Origin of the sequence: Mycobacterium stomatepiae (assembly GCF_010731715.1) — a bacterium.
Lineage (GTDB): Bacteria > Actinomycetota > Actinomycetes > Mycobacteriales > Mycobacteriaceae > Mycobacterium > Mycobacterium stomatepiae.
In genome coordinates this window covers 3275184-3294425 of the sequence record NZ_AP022587.1, presented here as the reverse complement: position 1 = coordinate 3294425, position 19242 = coordinate 3275184, and the positions used below count along the sequence as shown (strand labels likewise).

Below are 19242 nucleotides of genomic sequence, written 5' to 3'. Positions count from 1 at the left end.
CCGCCGGACGATGAGCGAAGCCAAGAGTCCATCGAAACGCTATGTGGCGCTAGGCAGTTCGATGGCCGCCGGTCCGGGCATTCAGCCGCGCGCTCAGGGTGCCCTCCGATGGTCGGGCAGATCGGCGCTCAACTATCCGCATCTGCTCGCCGAGCGGCTGAACCTCGAGGAGGGCCGGGACTTTGTCGATGTCACCTTTTCCGGTGCCACCACCGCGCACATCCTCGCCGACCGTCAGCACCAAGCGCCGCCCCAGATCGCCGCGCTGGACGGCTCCGAGGACCTGGTCACGATCACGATCGGCGGCAACGACGTCGGTTACGTTCCGCTGCTGATGGCGGCCGCCCTGCCGCGGCCGGCCCGGCGGCTGCCGCTGCTGGGCACCCGGATCGCCGAATTGCTGGACCGTGGCATGCGCGATCGGGCGTTGACGGACGTGTTCGATTCCTTGTGTGCGGTAGGCAAAGCGGTGTGCGCGCAGGCGCCACGGGCACGGGTTTTCTTCGTCGACTACCTGACGATGCTGCCGCCCGCCGGCGTATCCGCACCGCCGATATCGGACGCGGATGCCGACCTGGGCCGCCACGTGGCCGCCACCCTGGAACGGCTCACCGCCGAGGCGGCCGCGGCGACCGGCTGCGAGGTCGTCGGCGCCGGCGCGGCCAGCCGCGAACATCACGCATGGTCTGCGCAGCCGTGGACCACTAGGCCGGCGAAATATGTTGTGGCGCTGCCGCGTCGGCCGGCCCCGCTACATCCCAACGGCGCGGGGATGAGCGCGGTGGCCGAACTCGTTGCCGCCCAACTCTAGAACTCAGCCGTTGGACTGCCACCATTTGTACAGGGCCGCCGTGTCTCCGTTGGACGCGCGGACGAAGGCCAACACGTTCTTGGCGTCGACGGTCCAGAGCACCTCGGCCTGGCCCGAATCCGTCCCGCACGCCACCTGACCGGCCGAGTCGGAGCTGCCCTGGTGCCAGGTGGTCGGCGACTTGGCGTCCCCGCAGTTGGCCAGGGTGTCGCTGCTAGTCAGCTTGGTGAACGAGCTGGCCGTGTCGGCACTGTTGGCGAACAGGAAGTACTTGCCGCCCATCGGGCCGCTGGAGTCGGTGTTTTGTCCGCACTGCAAAACCGCGACCACCGTGGCGGTAAACGAGCCTTGGACCTCAGACACCGCCTGAGACGAGCAGTTGCTGCTGCTGTAACCCTTCGAAAGGGCGCTAACGAGCGTGGTGTTGTTGTCGGCCATCGCGGCGGGAGTGCCGACGCAGAAGAAGGTCGCTGTAAAGGCTGCGGCCGTCGCGGCTCGCAGCGTCTTGGTCGGGTGAGACATCCTCGACTCCTGAAAATTTGGCAACCGCCCGGAAGGCTGCGCCGACGATATTTGTCTTTGCCAGAATGATCGTAGGGGTAAACCACGGCTATGCAACCCATTCCGGCGAATACCGTTTACACCGTCATCATTCCCCCAGATACGGGCGTGGAAACCGTTGCGGCCCAAGCCCGATCAGGCGTTGGCTTGCCACCACTTGTACAGCGAGGGGACGTCGGCTTTGGAAAAAACGGAACCCAGCACGTTTTTGCCGTCGACGGTCCACAGCACCAGGCTGACGCCCTTGTAGGTCCCGCACGCCATCTGGCCACCGGCCTGGTCGGAACTGGCTTGGTGCCAGGGTCCGGGTTCTTTGCTGCCGCTGCCGCTACACGAGGAAAGGGTCACGTCTTTGAGGCTGGATGCGTAGGCGCCGCTGAGGTCGTTGGCGCTCTTGAAGAGCTGGTAGACCGCGGAAGCCGGCCCACTGGAGTCGGGGTTCTGCCCGCACTGCAGTTCCGCCACCTCGGCACCCGTCAACGCAGACGACTGGCAATTGTTGAGGCCGTAGCCCTTGGCCAGCGTGTTGACATCCGCCGAGCTGCCGGTGGTGTCCGCGGTCGCGGTGGCAGTACCGACGCAGCACAAGGCAGCCGTAAGAGCTGCGGTCATCGCGGCGCGCAGCAAGTTGGTCGGGTGAAGCATCCTCGACTCCTGAGGTTTGTCGGACCGCCGGAACCCGGGGGTCCCAGCAAATTGTTGCCAGACTGATCGTAGGGCTAAACCGCGGTCATGCAACCCATTCCGTCGCATACCATTTGCACCGGCAACATTCTCGGTGGCTGGTGCACGGAGCCCGTTGCGGCCAACCGCAAGGCTCAGCCGTTGTCGCGCCACCACTTGTAGAGCGCCGGGACGTCGCCGCCGGCGGCGCGGATCACGCCCAGCATGGCCTTGGCCTCGTTGGTCCAGATGATCTCGGCATGGCTCTGAAATGTCCCGCATGCCACCGATCCCGCGGTGATGCCGGAATTGCCTTGATGCCACGGCGTCGGCGAGGGCGCATCCCCGCAGTTGCTCAGGGCATCACCCGCGATGAGGCGCTGAAACGAGCTCGTCAGAGCGCCGCCATCGCCGAACAGGAAATACTTGCCGAGCATCGGCCCGGCGGGGTCGGGGCTCTGTCCGCACTGCAGGTAGGCCAGCGCGCCGCCGGGAACCGCCTGGGCGGTGCAGTTGTTCAGGCCGTATCCCTTCGACAGCACGCTGGCTAGTGTGTTGATATCCGCGGCGTTGCCGGTGTTGGGGTCGGCGGCCGCCGCCGCAGTGCCCGCAAACGCAAAACCGCCCACGAGTACCGCGGCTGTCGCGACGCGCAGCGGGTTGGTTCCGGGGGGCATTGAACGAGTCCTTTCGGCGGTCGCGGCGGCGGTGCGGCCACCCGAATCGTGGGGTATGTCTTGGCTGTGCAATATATTCCGCTCCGTCGATGTCTTGCTGAGCATTATTCCCTGCTGGCCTGGGCAATTCTCGTTGTCGGCGGGAATGCGACCCACACAACGCATTTCGTCAGTCCGCCGGCTTTCGAGCTGACCCGGGCATCGGGAGGGCCCCTGCAGCGGCGTCGATGTCGGGGGTGCCGGAGAACCGATTTTTGCGTACCTAGTGCCCTCGCGACTCAGCTCAGGTATGGTAGGCACCGCTTCACGCCAGCTAACTTCTCGCGACTGGAGAATTCATGACTGCACAACCGCCACCCCCGGGGTACCCGCCGCAGCAGCCTGCCGGGCAACAGCCGGACAACTATTTGGTGTGGTCCATCTTGGCGACGCTGTTCTGCTGTCTGCCATTCGGCATCGTGGCCATCGTCAAATCCACTCAGGTGAGTGGACTGTGGGCGCAGGGTCAGTACGCCGAGGCACAGGCCGCAGCCGATGCCGCGAAGAAATGGGTGAAGTGGTCGGTCATCGCCGCGGTTGTCGGCGCCGTCCTCTACGGCATCGTGCTGGCGATCATCGCGATGACCGCCGACACGTCGGCCCCGGCGGCCCTGGCCGCAATGCTCTAAAGGAGTTGCACTTACGGTGATCCCCCAGCGGTCGCTCCCGCTGCGTCTCGGCGCCCCGCTGATGGTGGCCGCGTCGGCGACGCTGGTGTGCGCGGCCACCTGGATGGGTGATCCGACTACCCCGGGTGGCCCGCTGCCGGTCTGTCCCACCAAGGCTCTGCTTGGTATCGACTGTCCCGGCTGCGGCAGCCTGCGGATGCTCTATTCGCTCTTGCACGGCAACGTGATGGCCGCCGCCAGGTTCAATGCGTTGGGCTTGGCGGCGGTCGTGCTGTTGGTCTGGGCGTACCTGGTCTGGACCTACGGGCGGGTGACGGGCCGCCGGATCAGGAGCTGGCAACACCAACGCTGGTCGGCCGTGGTGGCGCTGTCGTTGGTTTCGGTTTGGTTTGTGGTGCGCAACATTCCGTTTGCCCCCTTCACGGGGCTGCATGTCTGACCTCACGCCGCGGTGAGCCGAGTGCGCTGACGAGCGTCGGGCGTCTAACCTTGGGCGCGATGGTGAACAACTCCCGAACGCCGGCGGTGATGCTCGCCGCGGTCGCCCTCGCCGCGGTGTTGACCGGGTGCCCGCACCGGTCGGCGAACTCCCAGCAGGCGAGCGATCCGGCCGCGGCGGAGTTCGCCACCACGGTCCACAACAAGGTCACCGCCGACGCGATGATGGGGCACCTGACCAAGCTTCAAGACATCGCCAACGCCAATAACGGCACCCGGGCGGTGGGTACGCCCGGCTACGACGCCAGCGTCGACTATGTGGTGAACACGTTGCGCCACAGTGGTTTCGATGTGCAGACACCCGAGTTTTCGGCGCGGGTTTTTCACGCCGAGAAGCCCTCGGTGACGGTCGGCGGTAAGGCGGTCGAGGCGCACGCGCTCGAGTTCAGCCTCGGCACCGGACCCGACGGGGTGAGCGGCCCGCTGCTGGTGGTGTCGGCGGGCAACGGACTAGCGTGCGCGGCCTCGGACTACGACAACCTTCCGGTGAAGGGCGCGGTGGTCCTGGTCGACCGCGGCACCTGCCCGTTCGCGCAGAAGGAGGACGCCGCCGCGATGATCGTCGCCGACAACGTCGACGAGGAGCAGATGGGCGGCACGCTGGGGGCGAATACCGCGGTGAAGATTCCGGCGGTCGGCATTACCAAGTCGAGTGGAATGCAACTGCGCGCCCAGCCGGGGCCGGTCACGATCAAGCTGGACGCCAGCAGTCAGAGTTTCAAGGCGCGCAACATCATCGCCCAGACCAAGACGGGCTCGCCCACCGACGTGGTGATGGCGGGTAGCGTGGCCGAGGGGCCGGGGATCAACGACAACGGCTCTGGCGTGGCAGCGATCCTGGAAACCGCAGTGCAGCTTGGGAATTCACCGCCGGTACACAACGCGGTGCGTTTCGCCTTCTGGGGTGCCGAGGAACTCGGATTGATCGGATCGCGCAACTACGTCGAGTCGCTGAATTTCGGCGATCTCAAAAACATTGCGCTCTACCTGAATTTCGACATGCTCGCGTCGCCGAACCCCGGTTACTTCACCTATGACGGTGACCAGTCGCTGCCGACGGAAACCCGCGGCCAACCCGTGGTCCCGGAGGGCTCGGCCGGCATCGAGCGCACGCTGGTGGCTTACCTGAAGTCGGCCGGCAAGACCGCGCAGGACACGCAGTTCGACGGCCGGTCGGACTATGACGGGTTCACCCTGGCCGGTATCCCGGCGGGCGGTCTGTTCTCGGGTGCGGAGGCGAAGAAGTCCGCCGACCAAGCCAAGTTGTGGGGCGGGACGGCCGACGAGCCGTTCGATCCGAACTATCACAAAAAGACCGACACCCTCGATCACGTCGACCGCACCTCGCTGGGCATCAACGGTGCCGGCGTCGCCTTCGCGGTCGCGCTGTACGCCCAAGACCTCACCGGACACAACGGGGTTCCCGTCATGGAAGACCGCACCCGCCACGTGCTCGCAAAGCCATGATCGGGGCCATGATCCGTCGCCTGTGCTCGGTGTTGGTGCTGATCGGGCTGGTGGCGGGGTGCTCGTCGCCGCGGCCGGCTCCGCCGGGTGCCGCGCCCGACCTCGCCCGCGCGCTTGCCGGAAAGGTCACCGCCGACGGAATGTTCGTTCACCTGCGCGCGCTGCAGGATCTCGCCAACGCCAACAAGGGAAACCGGGCCGCGGGGACGCCGGGATACGAAGGCAGCGTCGAGTAGGTCGCCAAAGCGCTGCGCGGCAAGGGATTCGATGTAGTCACGCCACAGTTCGACCGCCTGTACGCGGTGTCCCCGGGTAAGCCGTCGCTGACGATCGCCGGCAGCACCTATTCGGTCGACCAGGCCTCGCTACTGGTGCGCACGCCGCCCGGTGGCCTGAGCGGCCAGCCGGTCGCGCCTACCCAGCCGTCGGGCTGCGCTCCGGGCGACTACCCTGGCGGGCTGCCCGCGGGCGCGATCGCCGTCGTCGACGACGCGCGCTGCTCGGTGGTCGACAAGCAGAACAGCGCGCGGGCCAGGGGAGCCGCGGCGCTGATCGTGGTCAGTGCGCCCGCCGGCCAGGGCGCTCCGTCCACGTTGTTCAGCCCGGGCTACTACAAGCAGCTGACGATGCCGGTCGCCGTCGTGACTAGCTACGGTGGCAGTGCGCTGGCCCACGCCACCGCACCGGTTCGTCTGGTGCTGGACGCCGAGAACGTCAAGATCACTTCCCGAAATGTGCTGGCGCAGACCAAAACTGGCTCGACCAACGACGTGATCGTGGTCGGCGCCCATCTCGACGGGCCGCGCAGCGGTCCGGGCATCAACGACAACGGATCCGGGGTGGCCGCGGTGCTGGAAACCGCGCTGCAACTGGGCCCGTTGGCGCCGGTGAACAACGCGGTGCGCTTCGTGTTCTGGGGAGCCGACGAGGACGGGCTCAACGGCGTGATGGATTACGTGTTCGGCCTGGACGACGAGCAGCTCAACGACATCGCGATGTACCTGAACTTCAACCTGCTCGGTTCGCCCAACGCCGGCTTCTTCACCGATGACGGCGACCAGTCCGGTCCGCCCGGACAGGGGATCTCGGCCGCTGACGTACCCGAGGGGTCGGCCGGTATCGAGCGCACGCTGTCGGGTTATCTCAACCTGGCCGGGAAGCGGCCCGCCGACATGCCGTTGGGTACCCGGACCGACTACCACCCCTTCATGGTCACGGGCATACCGATCGGCGGCATGAGCACCGGCGCTTCGCAGTTGAAAACCCCTGTGCAAGCACGGCTGTGGGGCGGCAAGGCCGGTGTCGGGTTCGACCCCAACTTCCAGGGTCCCCGTGACACGATCGACAACATCAACCGGGAAGCGTTGGCCGTCATGGGTTCTGGCGTGGCATACGCGGTGGGCAGCTACGCCATGTCGATTTCGGGCGTCAACGGCGTCCCGTCCCACGACAAGCGGCATCGGACCCGTTTACCTTAGCGAAGTTTGCTGGGTGCCTCATTTTCGTTACGCTGTTCAACCAGCGCACCTAGAATGAGAACCCTTTGATGCTGCCGTGCAGCCGGTCGGGATGAGGTTGGGCATGATGAACCGCGGGCAAAGTCGACGTCGGTCCCACGGTGGTCGCCGGCGGGCCTGGAGTGGTTCGCTGAGAGTGGCAATTGCCTGCGCAGCGACGATGTTCGTGGTGGCGGGGTGTTCGACGGTCCTCGAGGGGCGGGCCCTGTCGATGCTCAACGACCCATTCCGGGTGGGCGACCTCCCCGCGACCGACGGTCCCAGCGGGATCCGCTCCGGTGGGCCCGCGCCGACCGGCACAGTGATCAACACCGACAACGGGGCGATCGACAAGTTGTCGTTGCTGTCGGTCAACGATATCGAGGACTACTGGAAATCGACGTACAGCCAGGCGCTGAAGGGAATGTTTCGTCCCGTCGACAAACTGGTCTCCTACGACTCCACCGATCCGAGCAGTCCGATCGTTTGCCACAACGGCACGTACAAGCTTGTCAACGCCTTTTTTACGTCCCGCTGCAACCTGATCGCCTGGGACCGTGGCGTCTTCATGCCCGTCGCGCAAAAGTACTTCGGTGACATGTCCGTCACCGGTGTGCTCGCCCATGAGTTCGGCCACGCCTTGCAGCAGATGGCGAGCCTGGTGACGAAAAAAGACCCTACGATCGTTCGTGAGCAGCAGGCCGATTGCTTCGCCGGCGTCTACCTGTATTGGGTTGCCGCCGGGAAGTCGCCGCGCTTCACCCTGAGCACCGCCGACGGCCTCGACCATGTGCTGGCCGGGATCATCGTCACCCGCGACCCGGTGATGGATGCCGAGACCGAGAACGACGACGAGCACGGCTCGGCGCTGGACCGGGTCAGCGCCTTCCAGATGGGTTTCATCACCGGCGCTTCGGCTTGCGCGGGAATCAACCGCCAGGAAATCGCACAGCGCCGTGGTGATCTGCCCAAGGCCCTGCAGACCGATCCCAACGGCGACCAGGAGACCGGTGAGGTCGCGATCAACCAAGACACGCTGTCGACGCAGATGGAGTTGTTGGGAAAGATCTTCTCGCCGAAGAGTGCGCCGACGCTGTCCTTCCACACGACCGACTGCCCGGACGCGAAACCCAGTCCGCCAGCGTCGTACTGCCCGGCCACCAACACCATCATGGTCGACCTGGCCGGCCTGGCGGCGATGGCGAAGGTCTCCGACGAGAAGGAACACACCCTGCCGCAAGGTGACGACACCGCGCTGTCGATCCTGATGTCGAGATATGCGCTTGCGGTACAGCACGAACGCGGTCTCCCGATGCGCAGCCCGTGGACCGCGCTGCGGACGGCGTGCCTGACCGGAGTGGTGCACCGCAAGATGGCCGAACCGATCGACACCCCGTCGCACAAGGAGTTGGTGCTGACCGCGGGTGATCTCGACGAGGCCGTCTCCGGCCTGCTCACCAACCACATGGTCGCCAGCGATGCGGACGGGACGAGCGTGCCGGCCGGCTTCACACGCATAGCGGCGTTCCGCGGTGGCGTGGCAGGCAACATGGATGCGTGCTATTCGCGCTATCCCGCCTGAGCTAGGCGTAGAGTGTGGGCCACTTGACCTCAGGAGGCGTCCGTGACGGAAGAACCGCCTAGCTATCCGCCGCCGCCGGGCGACTCCGGGTATCCCCCGCCGGGGCAGGGTTATTCGCCTCCGCCGGGTCCCAGTTACCCGCCCCCGCCGGGTTCCAGTTACCCGCCTCCGCCGGGAGGAAGTTACCCGCCCCCACCGGGACCGGGTTATGCGGCGCCGCCGGGGCCGATGTATCCGCAAGCCGTCGGCACCAATGGCATGGCCATCGCGTCGTTGGTCTGTTCGCTGTTGGGTTGGCTGTGCGGCATCGGGCCCATCCTGGGCATCATCTTCGGCATCATCGCGCTGGGCAAAATCAAGCAGACAGGTGAAGGTGGCCGTGGATTGGCCATTGCCGGGATAGCCATCGGTGCGGTGCTGATCGTGGTCGGCATCGTCGTCGGGATCTTGAGCGCAATTACCGGGAGTGTGGAGCGCGAACGGTATCACGATAGGTATTCGGGAGCCCCGGCCGTGGTACTCGTCGTCGACGACGTGGCGCCGTCGGCCATCGCTGCCTAAATACGCAGGCGTTCAACCGATCTCGGCGAGTCGCGGAGCCAGTTCGTCACCGACTCGGCGGATGTAGCCCACCGGGTCGGGGTTTCCCGGCATGGGGCCGACGTTGATCAGCTCGATCCCCAGTTCGGCGAAGCGCTCCACGGCCTTCACTGTACCCGTCGATGTCCTCGAACGGGTCGGTCAGGGCAAGGCCTCCGGATGTTTTGGTGATTTCGCCGGGATCGCGACCCACGTTGTCGCAGTGGTGGTTCAGCACGTCGATCTTGTGTCTGAGCTCGTCGATATCGGGCGACATGCTGTTCCAGATGTCGCCGTACTGCGCGACCAGTCGCAGCGTCTTCTTCTCGCCGTCACCACCGATCGGATCGGCGGGCGGCGAATCGGTTGCGGCTCACAGATCGTCTCGGCCAGCTGATAATGCGCACCGTGGTACGGGCCGTTGTCGTCGCTCCACATCTGCGCGCAGATCTGCAGTGTCTCCTCGAGCATCTCGAATCGCCGGCCCAGCGGCGGATACGGAATGCCCAGGGCCGCATGCTCGCGGTCGTACCATGCCGCACCCAGGCCCAGCATTGAGCGGCCCTGCGATAGCACGTCGAGCGTGGTGACAGTCTTGGCCAGCACGCCCGGATAACGGTAGGTGACCCCGGTGACCAACAACGTTAGGTTGATCGTATTCGTCTGACCGGCAAGGAAACCCAGCGATGTATAACCCTCGAGGAACGGATCTTCGGCGGGTCGTCCGGTGTTTTCCATCTGCAGGAAATGATCGGCCAGGGTAAACATCGTTGCGCCCGCCTGCTCGGCGGCTTTGGCCGCGTCGGCCAATGTCGGTCCCAGAGCCGCGGTGTCGCCGGGCAGAAAGTCGATATAGTGCACACCTAATTCCATTGTGAACATTGCCCTTTCATGATTCGGTCAAGCGTTCGAGCAGTGTCAGCGCGTCGACGATGGTGCGGCGCTCGGCTTCGGAGTAGCGCTCTTGCAACTCCCGTGCCAGCCACTCTTCCCGCACCTGGCGATCGCTCTCGGCGCGCTGACGGCCCGCCTCGGTCAACGAGACCACTTGGCGTCGGCCATCTTCGGGGTCCGGCGCTCGTTCGATGAATCCTCGTTGGCGCAGGGCGGCCAGGATGGTTGCCATCGACTGGGGCCGAACCCGCTCGGCGCCGGCCAACGCGCTGGCCGACGACGCCCCTTCCTTCCAGAGTCGGGTGAGTACCGCTGTCTGCGACGGGGTCAGGTCGTTGCGGACCTCGACATCCCTCAGCCGGCGTCGTAGGCGGCTGAATACCACTCGAATATCGCGAGCTGCCGTCGCAGCGGACTCGCCGATGGCATCCATATCCCCACCATAAACTAGACAGTTAGGACTGTCCAGTTGGGGCTGTCTAAATCATGGTGCGCGTCAGGTCATGCTCCTGATCGGCTTGGCCGTCATTCATCCCGACCGCGTTCGCGACCTGCAGGCCGAATGGACGAAGGTGACGCCGATCGGTGCGGACCTCGCCGGACTCGGCGAAGCCGCCGCGCAATGGCCCGCGATCAGCGCAAGAGTCGCAGCGCCGCGTCGACCGCGAGCGCGGGCACATCGAGCGTCTTGGAGCCCAAGTCATGTCGCGCGCCGCTGATTTCGACGACCTCGGTCGGTGCCGCGATCAACGCCGCGGCATCGCGAACCTCGGCCGGCGTGCCGAACGGGTCCGACGTTCCGTGCGTGAACACGGTGGGCACTCGGATGTCGGGCAGGTGCTCGGTGCGCGGTTTTTCCGGCTTTCCCGGTGGATGGACCGGGTAGGAAAACAGCGTCAGGATGTCGACCTGGGGCGGGTTCGATTCGGCGACCACCATCGACGTCTGCCGGCCGCCGTAGGAATGTCCGCCCGCGATCAGCGGACCGTCGGCAAGGCTGCGGCACAACGCGATCGCCTCGTGGATTCCGGCGCGATCGGTGGCAGCGGAGCCGGACGGTGGCCCCTTGGTCCGGCGCCGGCGGTAGGGCAGGTTGTACCGGATCGCCAGCCAGCCGCGTCGCGCCCACTCGTCGCAAATCCTCTGCAGCAGTTCAGATTCGCGGTTCCCCCCGGCACCATGAGTGAGCACTGCGACACCGCGCGCCGTGCCCTTGGGTTGGTGCGCGATGCCGGCGATCTGGTCGAGATTCACGACAGCCGGAACAGCGGGGAGACGGGGCCATGGCCGCGGCCGAGTGGGTAAGCGGCGCGCAGGCATTCGGTAACCCAGCGCTTACCGAATTCGACGGCCTCGGGGACGGTGAACCCGTGGGCGAGCGCGCAGGCGATCGCGGCGGCGAGCGTGTCACCGCCTCCGTGGTCGTTGCCGGTGGCGATGCGCTCGGCATCGAACTCGTGGAAATGCGCGCCTCCGAAAGAGCCACCGTAGAGCAGGTCGTTGCTGCGCTGCGAGGAGCGCAGGTGGCCGCCCTTGACCAGCACCCACTGCGGGCCCAGCGCGTGCAGGGCCTTGGCCGCCGCGTGCTGCGACTCGCCGTCCACCACGTCGATGCCGACCAGCAGTCGTACCTCGTCGAGATTCGGTGTCACCAGCGTGGCCAACGGAAATAGTTGAGTGCGAAGCGAATCCAGAGCCGCAGGCGCCATCAGCGCATCGCCGTGCATGGACGCCGCCACCGGGTCGACGACGAGCGGAACCGTCAACCCGAGCCGGCGCCAGGTGGTGGCCACGGTGTCGATGATGCGCGGCGAGGCCAACATCCCGGTCTTGGCGGCCTGGATGCCGATGTCGGTGACCACGGCTTCGATCTGGCCGGCGACCACCTCGTCGGGGACCTCATGAAAGCCCTTTACTCCCAAGGAGTTCTGCACGGTCACCGCGGTCACCGCGATGCACGCGTGCGCACCCAGCATCGCGATGGTGCGCATATCGGCCTCAATACCGGCGCCGCCGCCGGAGTCCGAGCCGGCGATGGACAACACCCGCAGCGGCGTCTGCCCGGGCGGTGGCAGCGGCAGGAAACTCACTGGGTGGGATGAGCGACGACCCTCCCCCGCAAGCGGGTGGGGGTAGCTCCCACTTGTGGGGGTGTGCCCCCATTCGCCCGGCTCCGCCGCGCTCGGGATCGTCACTGGGTCGTGATCGGCAGATACGCCCGGTTGCCGTGCTCGGCGAATTCGCGAGACTTCTCGTCCATGCCGGCGGCGAGCATGGCCTCGATGTCCTCTTCGGTCTCCAGGCCGTGTCTGGCGGCGTAGTCGCGAACATCCTGCGTGATGCGCATCGAGCAGAACTTCGGCCCGCACATCGAGCAGAAGTGGGCGGCCTTGGCCGGAGCGGCGGGCAGCGTCTCGTCGTGGTACTCCCGCGCGGTGTCGGGATCCAGCGACAGCGCGAACTGGTCGTTCCACCGGAACTCGAAACGCGCCTGACTCAGTGCGTTGTCACGATCCTGGGCGTGTGGATGACCCTTGGCGAGATCGCCCGCGTGGGCGGCGATCTTGTAGGCGATCACCCCGTCCTTGACGTCCTTGCGGTCCGGCAGCCCCAGGTGCTCCTTCGGGGTGACGTAGCACAGCATCGCGGTGCCGGCCTGGGCGATGATGGCCGCGCCGATCGCCGAGGTGATGTGGTCGTAGGCCGGCGCGATGTCGGTGGCCAGCGGCCCCAGGGTGTAGAAGGGAGCCTCCTCGCACAGCTCCTCTTCCAGCCGCGCGTTCTCGACGATCTTGTGCATCGGGACGTGTCCGGGCCCCTCGATCATCACCTGCACGCCATGGGATTTCGCGATCTTGGTCAGCTCGCCCAGGGTGCGCAGCTCGGCGAACTGCGCGGCGTCGTTGGCGTCGGCGATCGATCCCGGCCGCAGTCCGTCACCGAGTGAGAAGGTGACGTCGTATTGGGCGAAGATGTCGCACAGCTCTTCGAAGTTGGTGTACAGGAACGACTCTCGGTGATGTGCCAGGCACCAGGCCGCCATGATCGACCCGCCGCGGCTCACGATTCCGGTGACCCGCTTGGCCGTCAGCGGCACATAGCGCAGTAGCACTCCGGCGTGCACGGTCATGTAGTCCACGCCCTGCTCGCACTGCTCGATCACGGTGTCGCGGTAGAGCTCCCAGGTCAGTTCGGTGGGGTCGCCGTTGGTCTTTTCCAGCGCCTGGTAGATCGGCACGGTGCCGACCGGGACCGGCGAGTTGCGCAGGATCCACTCGCGGGTCTCGTGGATGTTCTTGCCGGTGGACAGGTCCATGATGGTGTCCGCGCCCCAGCGCGTCGCCCACACCATCTTGTCGACCTCCTCGGCGATCGACGAGGTTACCGCCGAGTTGCCGATGTTCGCGTTGACCTTGGTCGCGAAGGTCTTGCCGATGATCATCGGCTCGATCTCGGGATGGTTGTGGTTGGCCGGGATTACCGCGCGGCCGCGGGCGACCTCGTCGCGCACCAGCTCCGCGGGCATGCCCTCGCGGACGGCGATGAACGCCATCTCGGCGGTGATCTCGCCGGCGCGGGCCCGCTGCAACTGAGTGCCGCGGTCGCGGATCACGCCGGGGCGCGGCGGCAGCCCGGCGGTCAGGTCGATCACGGCGTCCGGGTCGGTGTACGGCCCGGAGGTGTCGTACAGGTCGAAGTGCTCCCCGTTGGACAGATTCACCCGGCGCAACGGCACGCGGGCCCCGGCAACCTCGGCGAGCTCGCGGTAAGCCTTGGTGCTGCCCCAGATCGGCCCGGTGGTCACGGATGGTTCGACGATTGCGGTCATTTTTTTCATCTCCCTACGCCGGCATTATCCGGTCAGGTTCGTACGGTCGACGGCCCCGAGCCGTCCTCTCAGCGCACTGGCGTGCGCTCCCGCGGTTGTTTACTTTTCGGTGGCTAGAACGCCCGCACGCGACGTTACCCTCACTGCGGACCATCCGCGCCGCACGGGCACGACGAAGTGCTCAGATTGCGCGGATTGCTCGACGGTGAATTCCCCGTAGTGCGATGATGACCAGGTGCAGCAGCCCAAGCAGCCGGGCGCCACATTCACCGCGACGCGGAGTCAGCCTGCGAGCGGGACCGGGGGCGCCGCGCATACCTATCTGAACGTCGGCAGCTTCCGGTTCTGGTTCGACGGTGAGCGGTGGGAATGGTCTGACGAGGTCGCCCGGATGCACGGCTACGAACCCGGGACGGTGGCCCCGACGACGAAACTGATGTTGTCGCATAAGCATCCCGACGACCGGGAGCGCGTCCGGGATCTCCTCCACCACGCATTGCACTCGGGCGAGTCGTTCTCCAGTCGTCACCGCTTTGTCGACACCTCCGGCGGTGTGCACGAGGCGATCGTGGTGGCCGACCGCATCGTGGACGCCGAGTCGGGTGCGGTGCGGGGGACGTCGGGCTTTTACATCGACCTGACCGGCACGTTCGACCAAGCCCGTCACGAAAGCCGTCAGGAAGTGCTCGACGAGGCGCTGCCCGATCTGTTCGAGAACCGCGCGGCCATCGAACAGGCCAAGGGCGTGATGATGGCGGTCTATCGGGTCAGCCCTGACCAGGCCTTTCGGGTGTTGCAGTGGCGTTCGCAAGAGACCAACATCAAGTTGCGCACGCTGGCCAAGCAACTGATCCGCGAGGTCGGCAATCTGCCGGCGACGTCAGCGGCCGTGCAGAGCCAGTTCGATCATCTGTTGCTGACGATTCACGAGCAGATTCCCCCGGAAGACGGCCCTGGACATCACAGCTAGACCTCTTCCATCGCCTCGCCGATTTCCTCCAGCAGCCGGTTGTGGTGATTGCTGGCCAGGATGTGCCCGGCGGCGATAACCAACGCGACCGGCCAGTCGATCAGTTCGAAGGCGGCCAGGGCGGCCAAACCGCCGTAATAGGCCAGCTGTTCGGGCCGTGGGATCTCGGTGCGACCGACCAGGGGTAACTTCACGACGAAGGTTTCGCCTTCGCGAATTTTCTCCACTGCTTCGCGCTGAGATGTTGACCGGCGAGTTTTCTTTTCCGCCATCATTTGCCTTTCAGTAACGAAGGGTTTCCCAACTCGCCGGGTGACTTGGTCACCGTCAGACCTATGTCGACGACCGACTCCCTGGCCGATCCGATATTTTCATCTGTTGCTTCGGTGCTGCGCGTGCCGTTGCTCGAACTTTATGCGCTTCTCTGGCGCGTCGGGATTGTGGAGATCGTTCAGCCCGATCTGACGTACCGCAGGCCGCCGCGGTTTTCGTCGCGCATCGTTTCGAGGCCTAGGGCGACGATCTGCCCGGACCCGTCCGCGCACGCTGCCGGCCGGCCACACGGCCGGGCCCGGCGCGCGTCGGCGTAAGTCGGCTCCGGAATCAGTTGGTGCTGCGCAACTCGGCGGCGCCGGCCCGACGCCCCGCCGACTTCTTGGCGGGTGCCTTGGCTGCCGACTTACGCGGGGCGGCTTTCGGTGGCGCCGACTCGCTGGGCACCGGCTTGAGTTGCGCTTTCGCAGGCGCACCGTTTGTGCGGCTCAGCCGGTGCAACACGAGTGCGCCACCGCCGACGGCCAGCAGTATCGGCCACTCGACCAGCCCGGCCACGCCCAGCGCGCCGATGGCCAGTGCGGCCGCCGGAGTCGAATGACTGCCCGAGCTGATGCCGCGCTTGATGCCCTCCGCCGCGCCGGTGACACCACCGACGATTCCGTTGATGGCTGCGCCCCCGACAGCACCCGCGGCGGCGGTGGTCGCATCTGCCGCGCGATTAACCGTTTTCCCCGCGTTACGGACTGCCCCTCCGACGACACCCATGATGACTCCCTGGTTCCTGCCCCGGTCGCTCTCGTTGCAAACCGCGTAGCAACATGTATACCCGCCGAACAGGCGGTTAACAGCTCCCACGAAAATTGTTCACGCATCTAACAGTGGGGAATGCTGCCACGTCGCAAACGCGCAGACAACGCGTAATGGGCCGGAATTTCCCCGGCTATTCAGGATTCAGGTCGATCAAAACCGGTGCGTGATCGCTGGGCGCCTTGCCCTTGCGTTCCTCCCGGACGATCTGCGCATCGGCCACCCGGCCGGCCAGCGCCGGTGAGGCGAGGATGAAGTCGATGCGCATGCCTTGCTTCTTCGGAAACCGCAGCTGGGTGTAATCCCAATAGGTATAAACGCCGGGACCCGGCGTGAAAGGCCTTACGACGTCCGCGAATTGCGCGTCGACGATGGCGTTGAACGCTTGGCGCTCCGGCTCGGAAACGTGCGTGGCGCCGGCAAAGAATTCCATGTTCCACACGTCGTCGTCGGTCGGTGCGATGTTCCAATCGCCGACCATCGCGATCTGCGCGGCAGGATCGTCGTGCAACCAGCCGGCGGCCGTATCACGCAGGGCCGCAAGCCATTCCAGCTTGTAGGTGTAATGCGGGTCGGCCAGGGTGCGGCCGTTGGGCACATACAGGCTCCACACCCGGACGCCGCCGCAGGTGGCGCCTAGGGCGCGGGCTTCGGTGGCCGCGGCCACCTCCGGCTTGCTGCTCCAGGTGGGCTGGCCGTCGAATCCGATCTGCACGTTGTCCAGGCCCACGCGAGAGGCGATCGCCACGCCGTTCCATTGATTGAAGCCGACGTGGGCGACCTCGTAGCCGAGTTCCACGAACGGCAGGGCCGGGAACTGGCTGTCGGTGCACTTGGTCTCCTGCATGGCCAGCACGTCGACCTCGGCGCGGGCGAGCCAGTCGACGACGCGGTCCAGGCGAGTGCGGATGGAGTTGACGTTCCAGGTCGCCAGTCGCACGGTCGGGTCGGGCATGGCTAGACGGTATCCCAGGCGCTCGAGCGGGCATCGAAGTAGCGACGGCGGTGGTGCAGCCGGAAGCCCAGACTCTCGGCGAGGCCGGCATCGTGCTCCGCGATCGCGATGTATGCGCGGGTGGCGCCGCGGTGCGCACCCCAGGCCAAGAGGGCTTCACGTGGCGCCGAAAGTCCCACCCACCGAGTGCCGTCGGGTGCATCGGTCACCACCGCAAGTGCTTTCGGATCGGCCGGCCGCTGCTCTGGCGTGACGCTCGGAACGTCGCGCACCAGCACCCGCTCGGTGTGCTCGGCCACTGCGGCGCGCGGCGGGGTCAGCAGGCGGTCCGGGACGGCCAGTACCGGCGTCAGGCCCCGGTGGTCGTACCAGGCGACGATCTCGGGCACCGAGCTGAGCCGGGCGGAAAAGTCTAGCGGCACTGCCGAATTGGCGGCAAGGCCGGGTTCATTCCCCGCCCGCAGCAGCCAGCCGTCCAGCCACGCCTGTTCGGTGGCAGGCCGGGCCGCCGCGGCGGCGTACTCGAGCGCGCGGATCGCCGACGTGCGCACCGGTGCGTCGGTCAGCACGCGCACCGCCACCACGTCGACAGCCGCGAATTCGACTACGGCGCCCGTCTTCGTCCGCACCCGTACCAACGGCTCCACCGCCAACAGGCGTCCGACCGCGTCCGTGAGCGGCGGGGCCGATCCGGGCGGGCGCCGGTAGCGAACCGTCACCCGCGTTCCGAGGTCCGGCCACGAGACCATCAGTGACCGAACGGATCCGGTCCCTCGCCGGGCATCCAGGACAGCCCGGGTACGCCCCAGCCGTTCGATTTGACGGTCCGTTTGGCGGCGCGGGCGTGCCGGCCGATCAGGCGGTCCAGGTAGAGGAATCCGTCCAGGTGCCCGGTCTCGTGTTGCAGCATCCGGGCGAACAGTCCGCTGCCCTCGATCGTGACCGGTTTGCCGTCGGAGTCCAGCCCGGTGACCCGCGCCCATTTCGCGCGCCCGGTGGGAAACGATTCGCCGGGAACCGAGAGGCAACCCTCGTCGTCGTCACTCGGGTCGGGCATGGTCTCGGGTATCTCGGAGGTTTCCAGGATCGGATTGATGATCACCCCGCGGCGGCGCTCGGTCATGCCGCGGTCGTCGGCGCAGTCGTAGACGAACAGCCGCAGTCCGCGTCCGATCTGATTGGCGGCCAGCCCGACGCCGTGGGCGGCGTCCATGGTGTCGTACATGTCGGAGATCAGTCCCGCGAGGTCTGCCGGTAGCGAACCGTCGGCGTCGACGGGCACCGGTTCGGTCGGGGTGTGCAACACGGGATCGCCCACGATGCGGATGGGTACGACTGCCATGGTCGGCTAGCTTAAGCCCGGTGACGATGCGCGGCGTAAAGCGGCGGGCGGAGGAGGCGGGCAATTCAACCAAGCCCGGTGACGATGCGCGGCGTAAAGCGGCGGGCGGAGGAGGCGGGCAATTCAACCAAGCCCGGTGACGATGCGCGGCGTAAAGCGGCGGGCGGAGGAGGCGGGCAATCGAACCAGGGGCCGCGAAGTAAGCAATGTAGGCAATCCGCCGACTCGCGGGTCTGGATGAGGGCTTGAGGGTTCGCGGCGTGATTCAATATTCGCCGAAACATGCCGCGGTGTAAGTCAAGTCATTAGAGCTACAGGGAATTCGGCGGAAGGGTCCAGGGGAAGCGATATGGACAGCGCCATGGCGCGGGCAAATCGATCGGGGGACGATGCTGAAATCGCCGATGGGCTGACCCGACGCGAACACGACATCCTGGCCTTCGAGCGCCAGTGGTGGAAATTCGCCGGTGTCAAAGAAGACGCGATCAAAGAGCTGTTCTCAATGTCAGCCACGCGGTACTACCAAGTGCTCAACGCGCTCGTGGATCGGCCCGAGGCGCTGGCCGCCGATCCGATGCTGGTGAAGCGGTTGCGGCGGTTGCGGGCCAGCCGTCAAAAGGCGCGTGCCGCGCGGCGCCTCGGCTTCGAGGTGACCTGACTAGCTACAGTAGGGCTCGATGAAAGAGCGTGTTCCCGACTCCACGGGGCTCCCACTGCGGGCCATGGTGATGGTGCTGTTATTTCTCGGCGTCATCTTTTTGCTGCTCGGGTGGCAGGCACTGAGCTCGTCCGGCAAGTCCGACGACGACTCGGCCTCGGCGGCGTCGAGTGCGACCAGCTCCAGCAGTCCGGCGTCGACCTCTACCAGCCCGAAGCCCGCGGCCACCGACGCCGACATCCACGTGTACAACATCTCCGGCAAAGAAGGCGTCGCCGGAAAGGCCGCGGACCAACTCAAGGCCGGCGGCTTCAAGGTCGTCGACGTCGGGAACCTGTCGTTACCCGAAGTGACCGTCACGACCGTGTACTTCACCGACGCCGACGGCGAGCACGCCACCGCGGACGCGGTCGGCAAAAACCTGGGAGCGCCGGTCGAGCCCCGCACCCCCGCGCTCAGCGGAGAACCGCCCGGCGTAATCGTCTTGGTTGCGGGCTGACTCAGAGTCC

At 66.2% G+C, this 19242-nt stretch carries 22 protein-coding genes, 2 pseudogenes and 1 riboswitch; of the genes and pseudogenes, 11 read left to right on the top strand and 13 right to left on the bottom strand.

Annotated elements, in window-relative coordinates:
- The first annotated feature begins 10 nt into the window (after positions 1-10).
- Positions 11-811, top strand: a complete 801-nt coding sequence (locus G6N54_RS15530; protein WP_232072845.1) for an SGNH/GDSL hydrolase family protein — start codon at positions 11-13, stop codon at positions 809-811.
- 3 nt (positions 812-814) lie between these two features.
- On the opposite strand, the gene G6N54_RS15525 is transcribed toward G6N54_RS15530, so the two are convergent.
- The 3 genes from G6N54_RS15525 to G6N54_RS15515 form a co-directional block, all read right to left on the bottom strand.
- The gene (locus G6N54_RS15525) at positions 815-1333 is read right to left on the bottom strand and encodes a serine/threonine protein kinase (protein ID WP_163790899.1); all 519 of its coding nucleotides are present in this window, start codon (positions 1331-1333) and stop codon (positions 815-817) included.
- A gap of 174 nt (positions 1334-1507) precedes the next feature.
- On the bottom strand, positions 1508-2017 hold the full coding sequence (locus G6N54_RS15520; protein WP_163790898.1) for a serine/threonine protein kinase: 510 nt from the start codon (positions 2015-2017) through the stop codon (positions 1508-1510).
- Positions 2018-2190: 173 nt separating this feature from the next.
- A complete protein-coding gene (locus tag G6N54_RS15515; RefSeq protein ID WP_163790897.1) occupies positions 2191-2712 on the bottom strand; it encodes a serine/threonine protein kinase in 522 nt (173 codons plus the stop codon).
- A 338-nt stretch (positions 2713-3050) separates the two neighbouring features.
- Here G6N54_RS15515 and G6N54_RS15510 point away from each other — a divergent pair, with 338 nt between their 5' ends.
- From G6N54_RS15510 to G6N54_RS30570, 6 genes and pseudogenes are all read left to right on the top strand, one after another.
- A complete protein-coding gene (locus tag G6N54_RS15510; protein ID WP_163790896.1) occupies positions 3051-3380 on the top strand; it encodes a CD225/dispanin family protein in 330 nt (109 codons plus the stop codon).
- A gap of 61 nt (positions 3381-3441) precedes the next feature.
- The gene (locus G6N54_RS15505; protein ID WP_163794753.1) at positions 3442-3819 is read left to right on the top strand and encodes a DUF2752 domain-containing protein; all 378 of its coding nucleotides are present in this window, start codon (positions 3442-3444) and stop codon (positions 3817-3819) included.
- Between the two features lie 59 nt (positions 3820-3878).
- The gene (locus G6N54_RS15500; RefSeq protein ID WP_163790895.1) at positions 3879-5345 is read left to right on the top strand and encodes a M28 family metallopeptidase; all 1467 of its coding nucleotides are present in this window, start codon (positions 3879-3881) and stop codon (positions 5343-5345) included.
- An 8-nt stretch (positions 5346-5353) separates the two neighbouring features.
- A pseudogene (locus tag G6N54_RS15495) lies at positions 5354-6823 on the top strand (M28 family peptidase).
- A 103-nt stretch (positions 6824-6926) separates the two neighbouring features.
- Complete coding sequence (locus G6N54_RS15490; protein ID WP_163790894.1) at positions 6927-8423, top strand: neutral zinc metallopeptidase; 1497 nt, start codon at positions 6927-6929, stop codon at positions 8421-8423.
- A gap of 42 nt (positions 8424-8465) precedes the next feature.
- Complete coding sequence (locus G6N54_RS30570) at positions 8466-8984, top strand: DUF4190 domain-containing protein (protein ID WP_163790893.1); 519 nt, start codon at positions 8466-8468, stop codon at positions 8982-8984.
- A gap of 12 nt (positions 8985-8996) precedes the next feature.
- On the opposite strand, the pseudogene G6N54_RS15480 reads toward G6N54_RS30570, so the two are convergent.
- The 5 genes and pseudogenes from G6N54_RS15480 to thiC form a co-directional block, all read right to left on the bottom strand.
- Positions 8997-9875: pseudogene (locus G6N54_RS15480) on the bottom strand (LLM class F420-dependent oxidoreductase).
- Between the two features lie 16 nt (positions 9876-9891).
- Positions 9892-10329 (bottom strand): MarR family winged helix-turn-helix transcriptional regulator, encoded by a 438-nt coding sequence (locus G6N54_RS15475; RefSeq protein WP_163790892.1) that lies wholly within the window; start codon positions 10327-10329, stop codon positions 9892-9894.
- Between the two features lie 200 nt (positions 10330-10529).
- Complete coding sequence (locus G6N54_RS15470; protein ID WP_163790891.1) at positions 10530-11150, bottom strand: alpha/beta hydrolase family protein; 621 nt, start codon at positions 11148-11150, stop codon at positions 10530-10532.
- Positions 11147-11986, bottom strand: coding sequence for a bifunctional hydroxymethylpyrimidine kinase/phosphomethylpyrimidine kinase (gene thiD / locus G6N54_RS15465; RefSeq protein ID WP_163790890.1), 840 nt, complete (start codon positions 11984-11986; stop codon positions 11147-11149). The genes G6N54_RS15470 and thiD overlap by 4 nt, the downstream gene beginning before the upstream one ends.
- A 101-nt stretch (positions 11987-12087) precedes the next feature.
- Complete coding sequence (gene thiC, locus G6N54_RS15460) at positions 12088-13725, bottom strand: phosphomethylpyrimidine synthase ThiC (RefSeq protein ID WP_163790889.1); 1638 nt, start codon at positions 13723-13725, stop codon at positions 12088-12090.
- Positions 13719-13828, bottom strand: a riboswitch (TPP riboswitch). Its footprint overlaps the gene before it by 7 nt.
- Positions 13829-14047: 219 nt before the next feature.
- Here thiC and G6N54_RS15455 point away from each other — a divergent pair.
- Positions 14048-14695: a PAS and ANTAR domain-containing protein gene (locus G6N54_RS15455; protein ID WP_232073789.1), complete on the top strand. Its 648-nt coding sequence runs from the start codon at positions 14048-14050 to the stop codon at positions 14693-14695.
- On the opposite strand, the gene G6N54_RS15450 is transcribed toward G6N54_RS15455, so the two are convergent.
- The gene (locus G6N54_RS15450) at positions 14692-14967 is read right to left on the bottom strand and encodes a hypothetical protein (RefSeq protein ID WP_163794752.1); all 276 of its coding nucleotides are present in this window, start codon (positions 14965-14967) and stop codon (positions 14692-14694) included. The two genes, G6N54_RS15455 and G6N54_RS15450, sit on opposite strands and share 4 nt — an antisense overlap.
- A gap of 63 nt (positions 14968-15030) precedes the next feature.
- Here G6N54_RS15450 and G6N54_RS31120 point away from each other — a divergent pair, with 63 nt between their 5' ends.
- The gene (locus G6N54_RS31120; protein ID WP_264078220.1) at positions 15031-15285 is read left to right on the top strand and encodes an Rv1535 domain-containing protein; all 255 of its coding nucleotides are present in this window, start codon (positions 15031-15033) and stop codon (positions 15283-15285) included.
- 13 nt (positions 15286-15298) lie between these two features.
- Here the strand turns inward: G6N54_RS31120 and G6N54_RS15445 are convergent, their stop codons facing one another.
- The 4 genes from G6N54_RS15445 to G6N54_RS15430 form a co-directional block, all read right to left on the bottom strand.
- The gene (locus tag G6N54_RS15445) at positions 15299-15736 is read right to left on the bottom strand and encodes a hypothetical protein (RefSeq protein WP_163790887.1); all 438 of its coding nucleotides are present in this window, start codon (positions 15734-15736) and stop codon (positions 15299-15301) included.
- A gap of 175 nt (positions 15737-15911) precedes the next feature.
- On the bottom strand, positions 15912-16718 hold the full coding sequence (locus G6N54_RS15440; RefSeq protein WP_179969240.1) for an exodeoxyribonuclease III: 807 nt from the start codon (positions 16716-16718) through the stop codon (positions 15912-15914).
- A 17-nt stretch (positions 16719-16735) separates the two neighbouring features.
- Positions 16736-17482, bottom strand: a complete 747-nt coding sequence (locus tag G6N54_RS15435; RefSeq protein ID WP_163790885.1) for a GNAT family N-acetyltransferase, cg3035/Rv0428c family — start codon at positions 17480-17482, stop codon at positions 16736-16738.
- Entirely contained in the window at positions 17482-18075 is a 594-nt protein-coding gene (locus G6N54_RS15430) for a peptide deformylase (protein WP_163790884.1), read from the bottom strand. The genes G6N54_RS15435 and G6N54_RS15430 overlap by 1 nt, the downstream gene beginning before the upstream one ends.
- Positions 18076-18424: 349 nt before the next feature.
- Here G6N54_RS15430 and G6N54_RS15425 point away from each other — a divergent pair, with 349 nt between their 5' ends.
- Entirely contained in the window at positions 18425-18733 is a 309-nt protein-coding gene (locus G6N54_RS15425) for a DUF3263 domain-containing protein (RefSeq protein WP_003873790.1), read from the top strand.
- A gap of 19 nt (positions 18734-18752) precedes the next feature.
- Positions 18753-19232, top strand: a complete 480-nt coding sequence (locus G6N54_RS15420; protein ID WP_163790883.1) for a LytR C-terminal domain-containing protein — start codon at positions 18753-18755, stop codon at positions 19230-19232.
- Positions 19233-19242: the final 10 nt, after the last annotated feature.

What these genes read in the sequence shown, in the direction of transcription:
- G6N54_RS15520 (WP_163790898.1), bottom strand. Translation starts at nt 2,017, where the DNA reads ATGCTTCACCCGACCAACTTGCTGCGCGCCGCGATGACCGCAGCTCTT.
- G6N54_RS15435 (WP_163790885.1), bottom strand. Translation starts at nt 17,482, where the DNA reads ATGGTCTCGTGGCCGGACCTCGGAACGCGGGTGACGGTTCGCTACCGG.
- G6N54_RS15475 (WP_163790892.1), bottom strand. Translation starts at nt 10,329, where the DNA reads ATGGATGCCATCGGCGAGTCCGCTGCGACGGCAGCTCGCGATATTCGA.
- G6N54_RS15445 (WP_163790887.1), bottom strand. Translation starts at nt 15,736, where the DNA reads ATGGGTGTCGTCGGAGGGGCAGTCCGTAACGCGGGGAAAACGGTTAAT.
- G6N54_RS15420 (WP_163790883.1), top strand. Translation starts at nt 18,753, where the DNA reads ATGAAAGAGCGTGTTCCCGACTCCACGGGGCTCCCACTGCGGGCCATG.
- G6N54_RS15500 (WP_163790895.1), top strand. Translation starts at nt 3,879, where the DNA reads ATGGTGAACAACTCCCGAACGCCGGCGGTGATGCTCGCCGCGGTCGCC.
- G6N54_RS15430 (WP_163790884.1), bottom strand. Translation starts at nt 18,075, where the DNA reads ATGGCAGTCGTACCCATCCGCATCGTGGGCGATCCCGTGTTGCACACC.
- G6N54_RS15490 (WP_163790894.1), top strand. Translation starts at nt 6,927, where the DNA reads ATGATGAACCGCGGGCAAAGTCGACGTCGGTCCCACGGTGGTCGCCGG.
- G6N54_RS15505 (WP_163794753.1), top strand. Translation starts at nt 3,442, where the DNA reads ATGGTGGCCGCGTCGGCGACGCTGGTGTGCGCGGCCACCTGGATGGGT.
- thiC (WP_163790889.1), bottom strand. Translation starts at nt 13,725, where the DNA reads ATGACCGCAATCGTCGAACCATCCGTGACCACCGGGCCGATCTGGGGC.
- G6N54_RS31120 (WP_264078220.1), top strand. Translation starts at nt 15,031, where the DNA reads ATGTCGACGACCGACTCCCTGGCCGATCCGATATTTTCATCTGTTGCT.
- G6N54_RS15515 (WP_163790897.1), bottom strand. Translation starts at nt 2,712, where the DNA reads ATGCCCCCCGGAACCAACCCGCTGCGCGTCGCGACAGCCGCGGTACTC.
- G6N54_RS15450 (WP_163794752.1), bottom strand. Translation starts at nt 14,967, where the DNA reads ATGGCGGAAAAGAAAACTCGCCGGTCAACATCTCAGCGCGAAGCAGTG.
- G6N54_RS15525 (WP_163790899.1), bottom strand. Translation starts at nt 1,333, where the DNA reads ATGTCTCACCCGACCAAGACGCTGCGAGCCGCGACGGCCGCAGCCTTT.
- G6N54_RS15530 (WP_232072845.1), top strand. Translation starts at nt 11, where the DNA reads ATGAGCGAAGCCAAGAGTCCATCGAAACGCTATGTGGCGCTAGGCAGT.
- G6N54_RS15425 (WP_003873790.1), top strand. Translation starts at nt 18,425, where the DNA reads ATGGACAGCGCCATGGCGCGGGCAAATCGATCGGGGGACGATGCTGAA.
- G6N54_RS15510 (WP_163790896.1), top strand. Translation starts at nt 3,051, where the DNA reads ATGACTGCACAACCGCCACCCCCGGGGTACCCGCCGCAGCAGCCTGCC.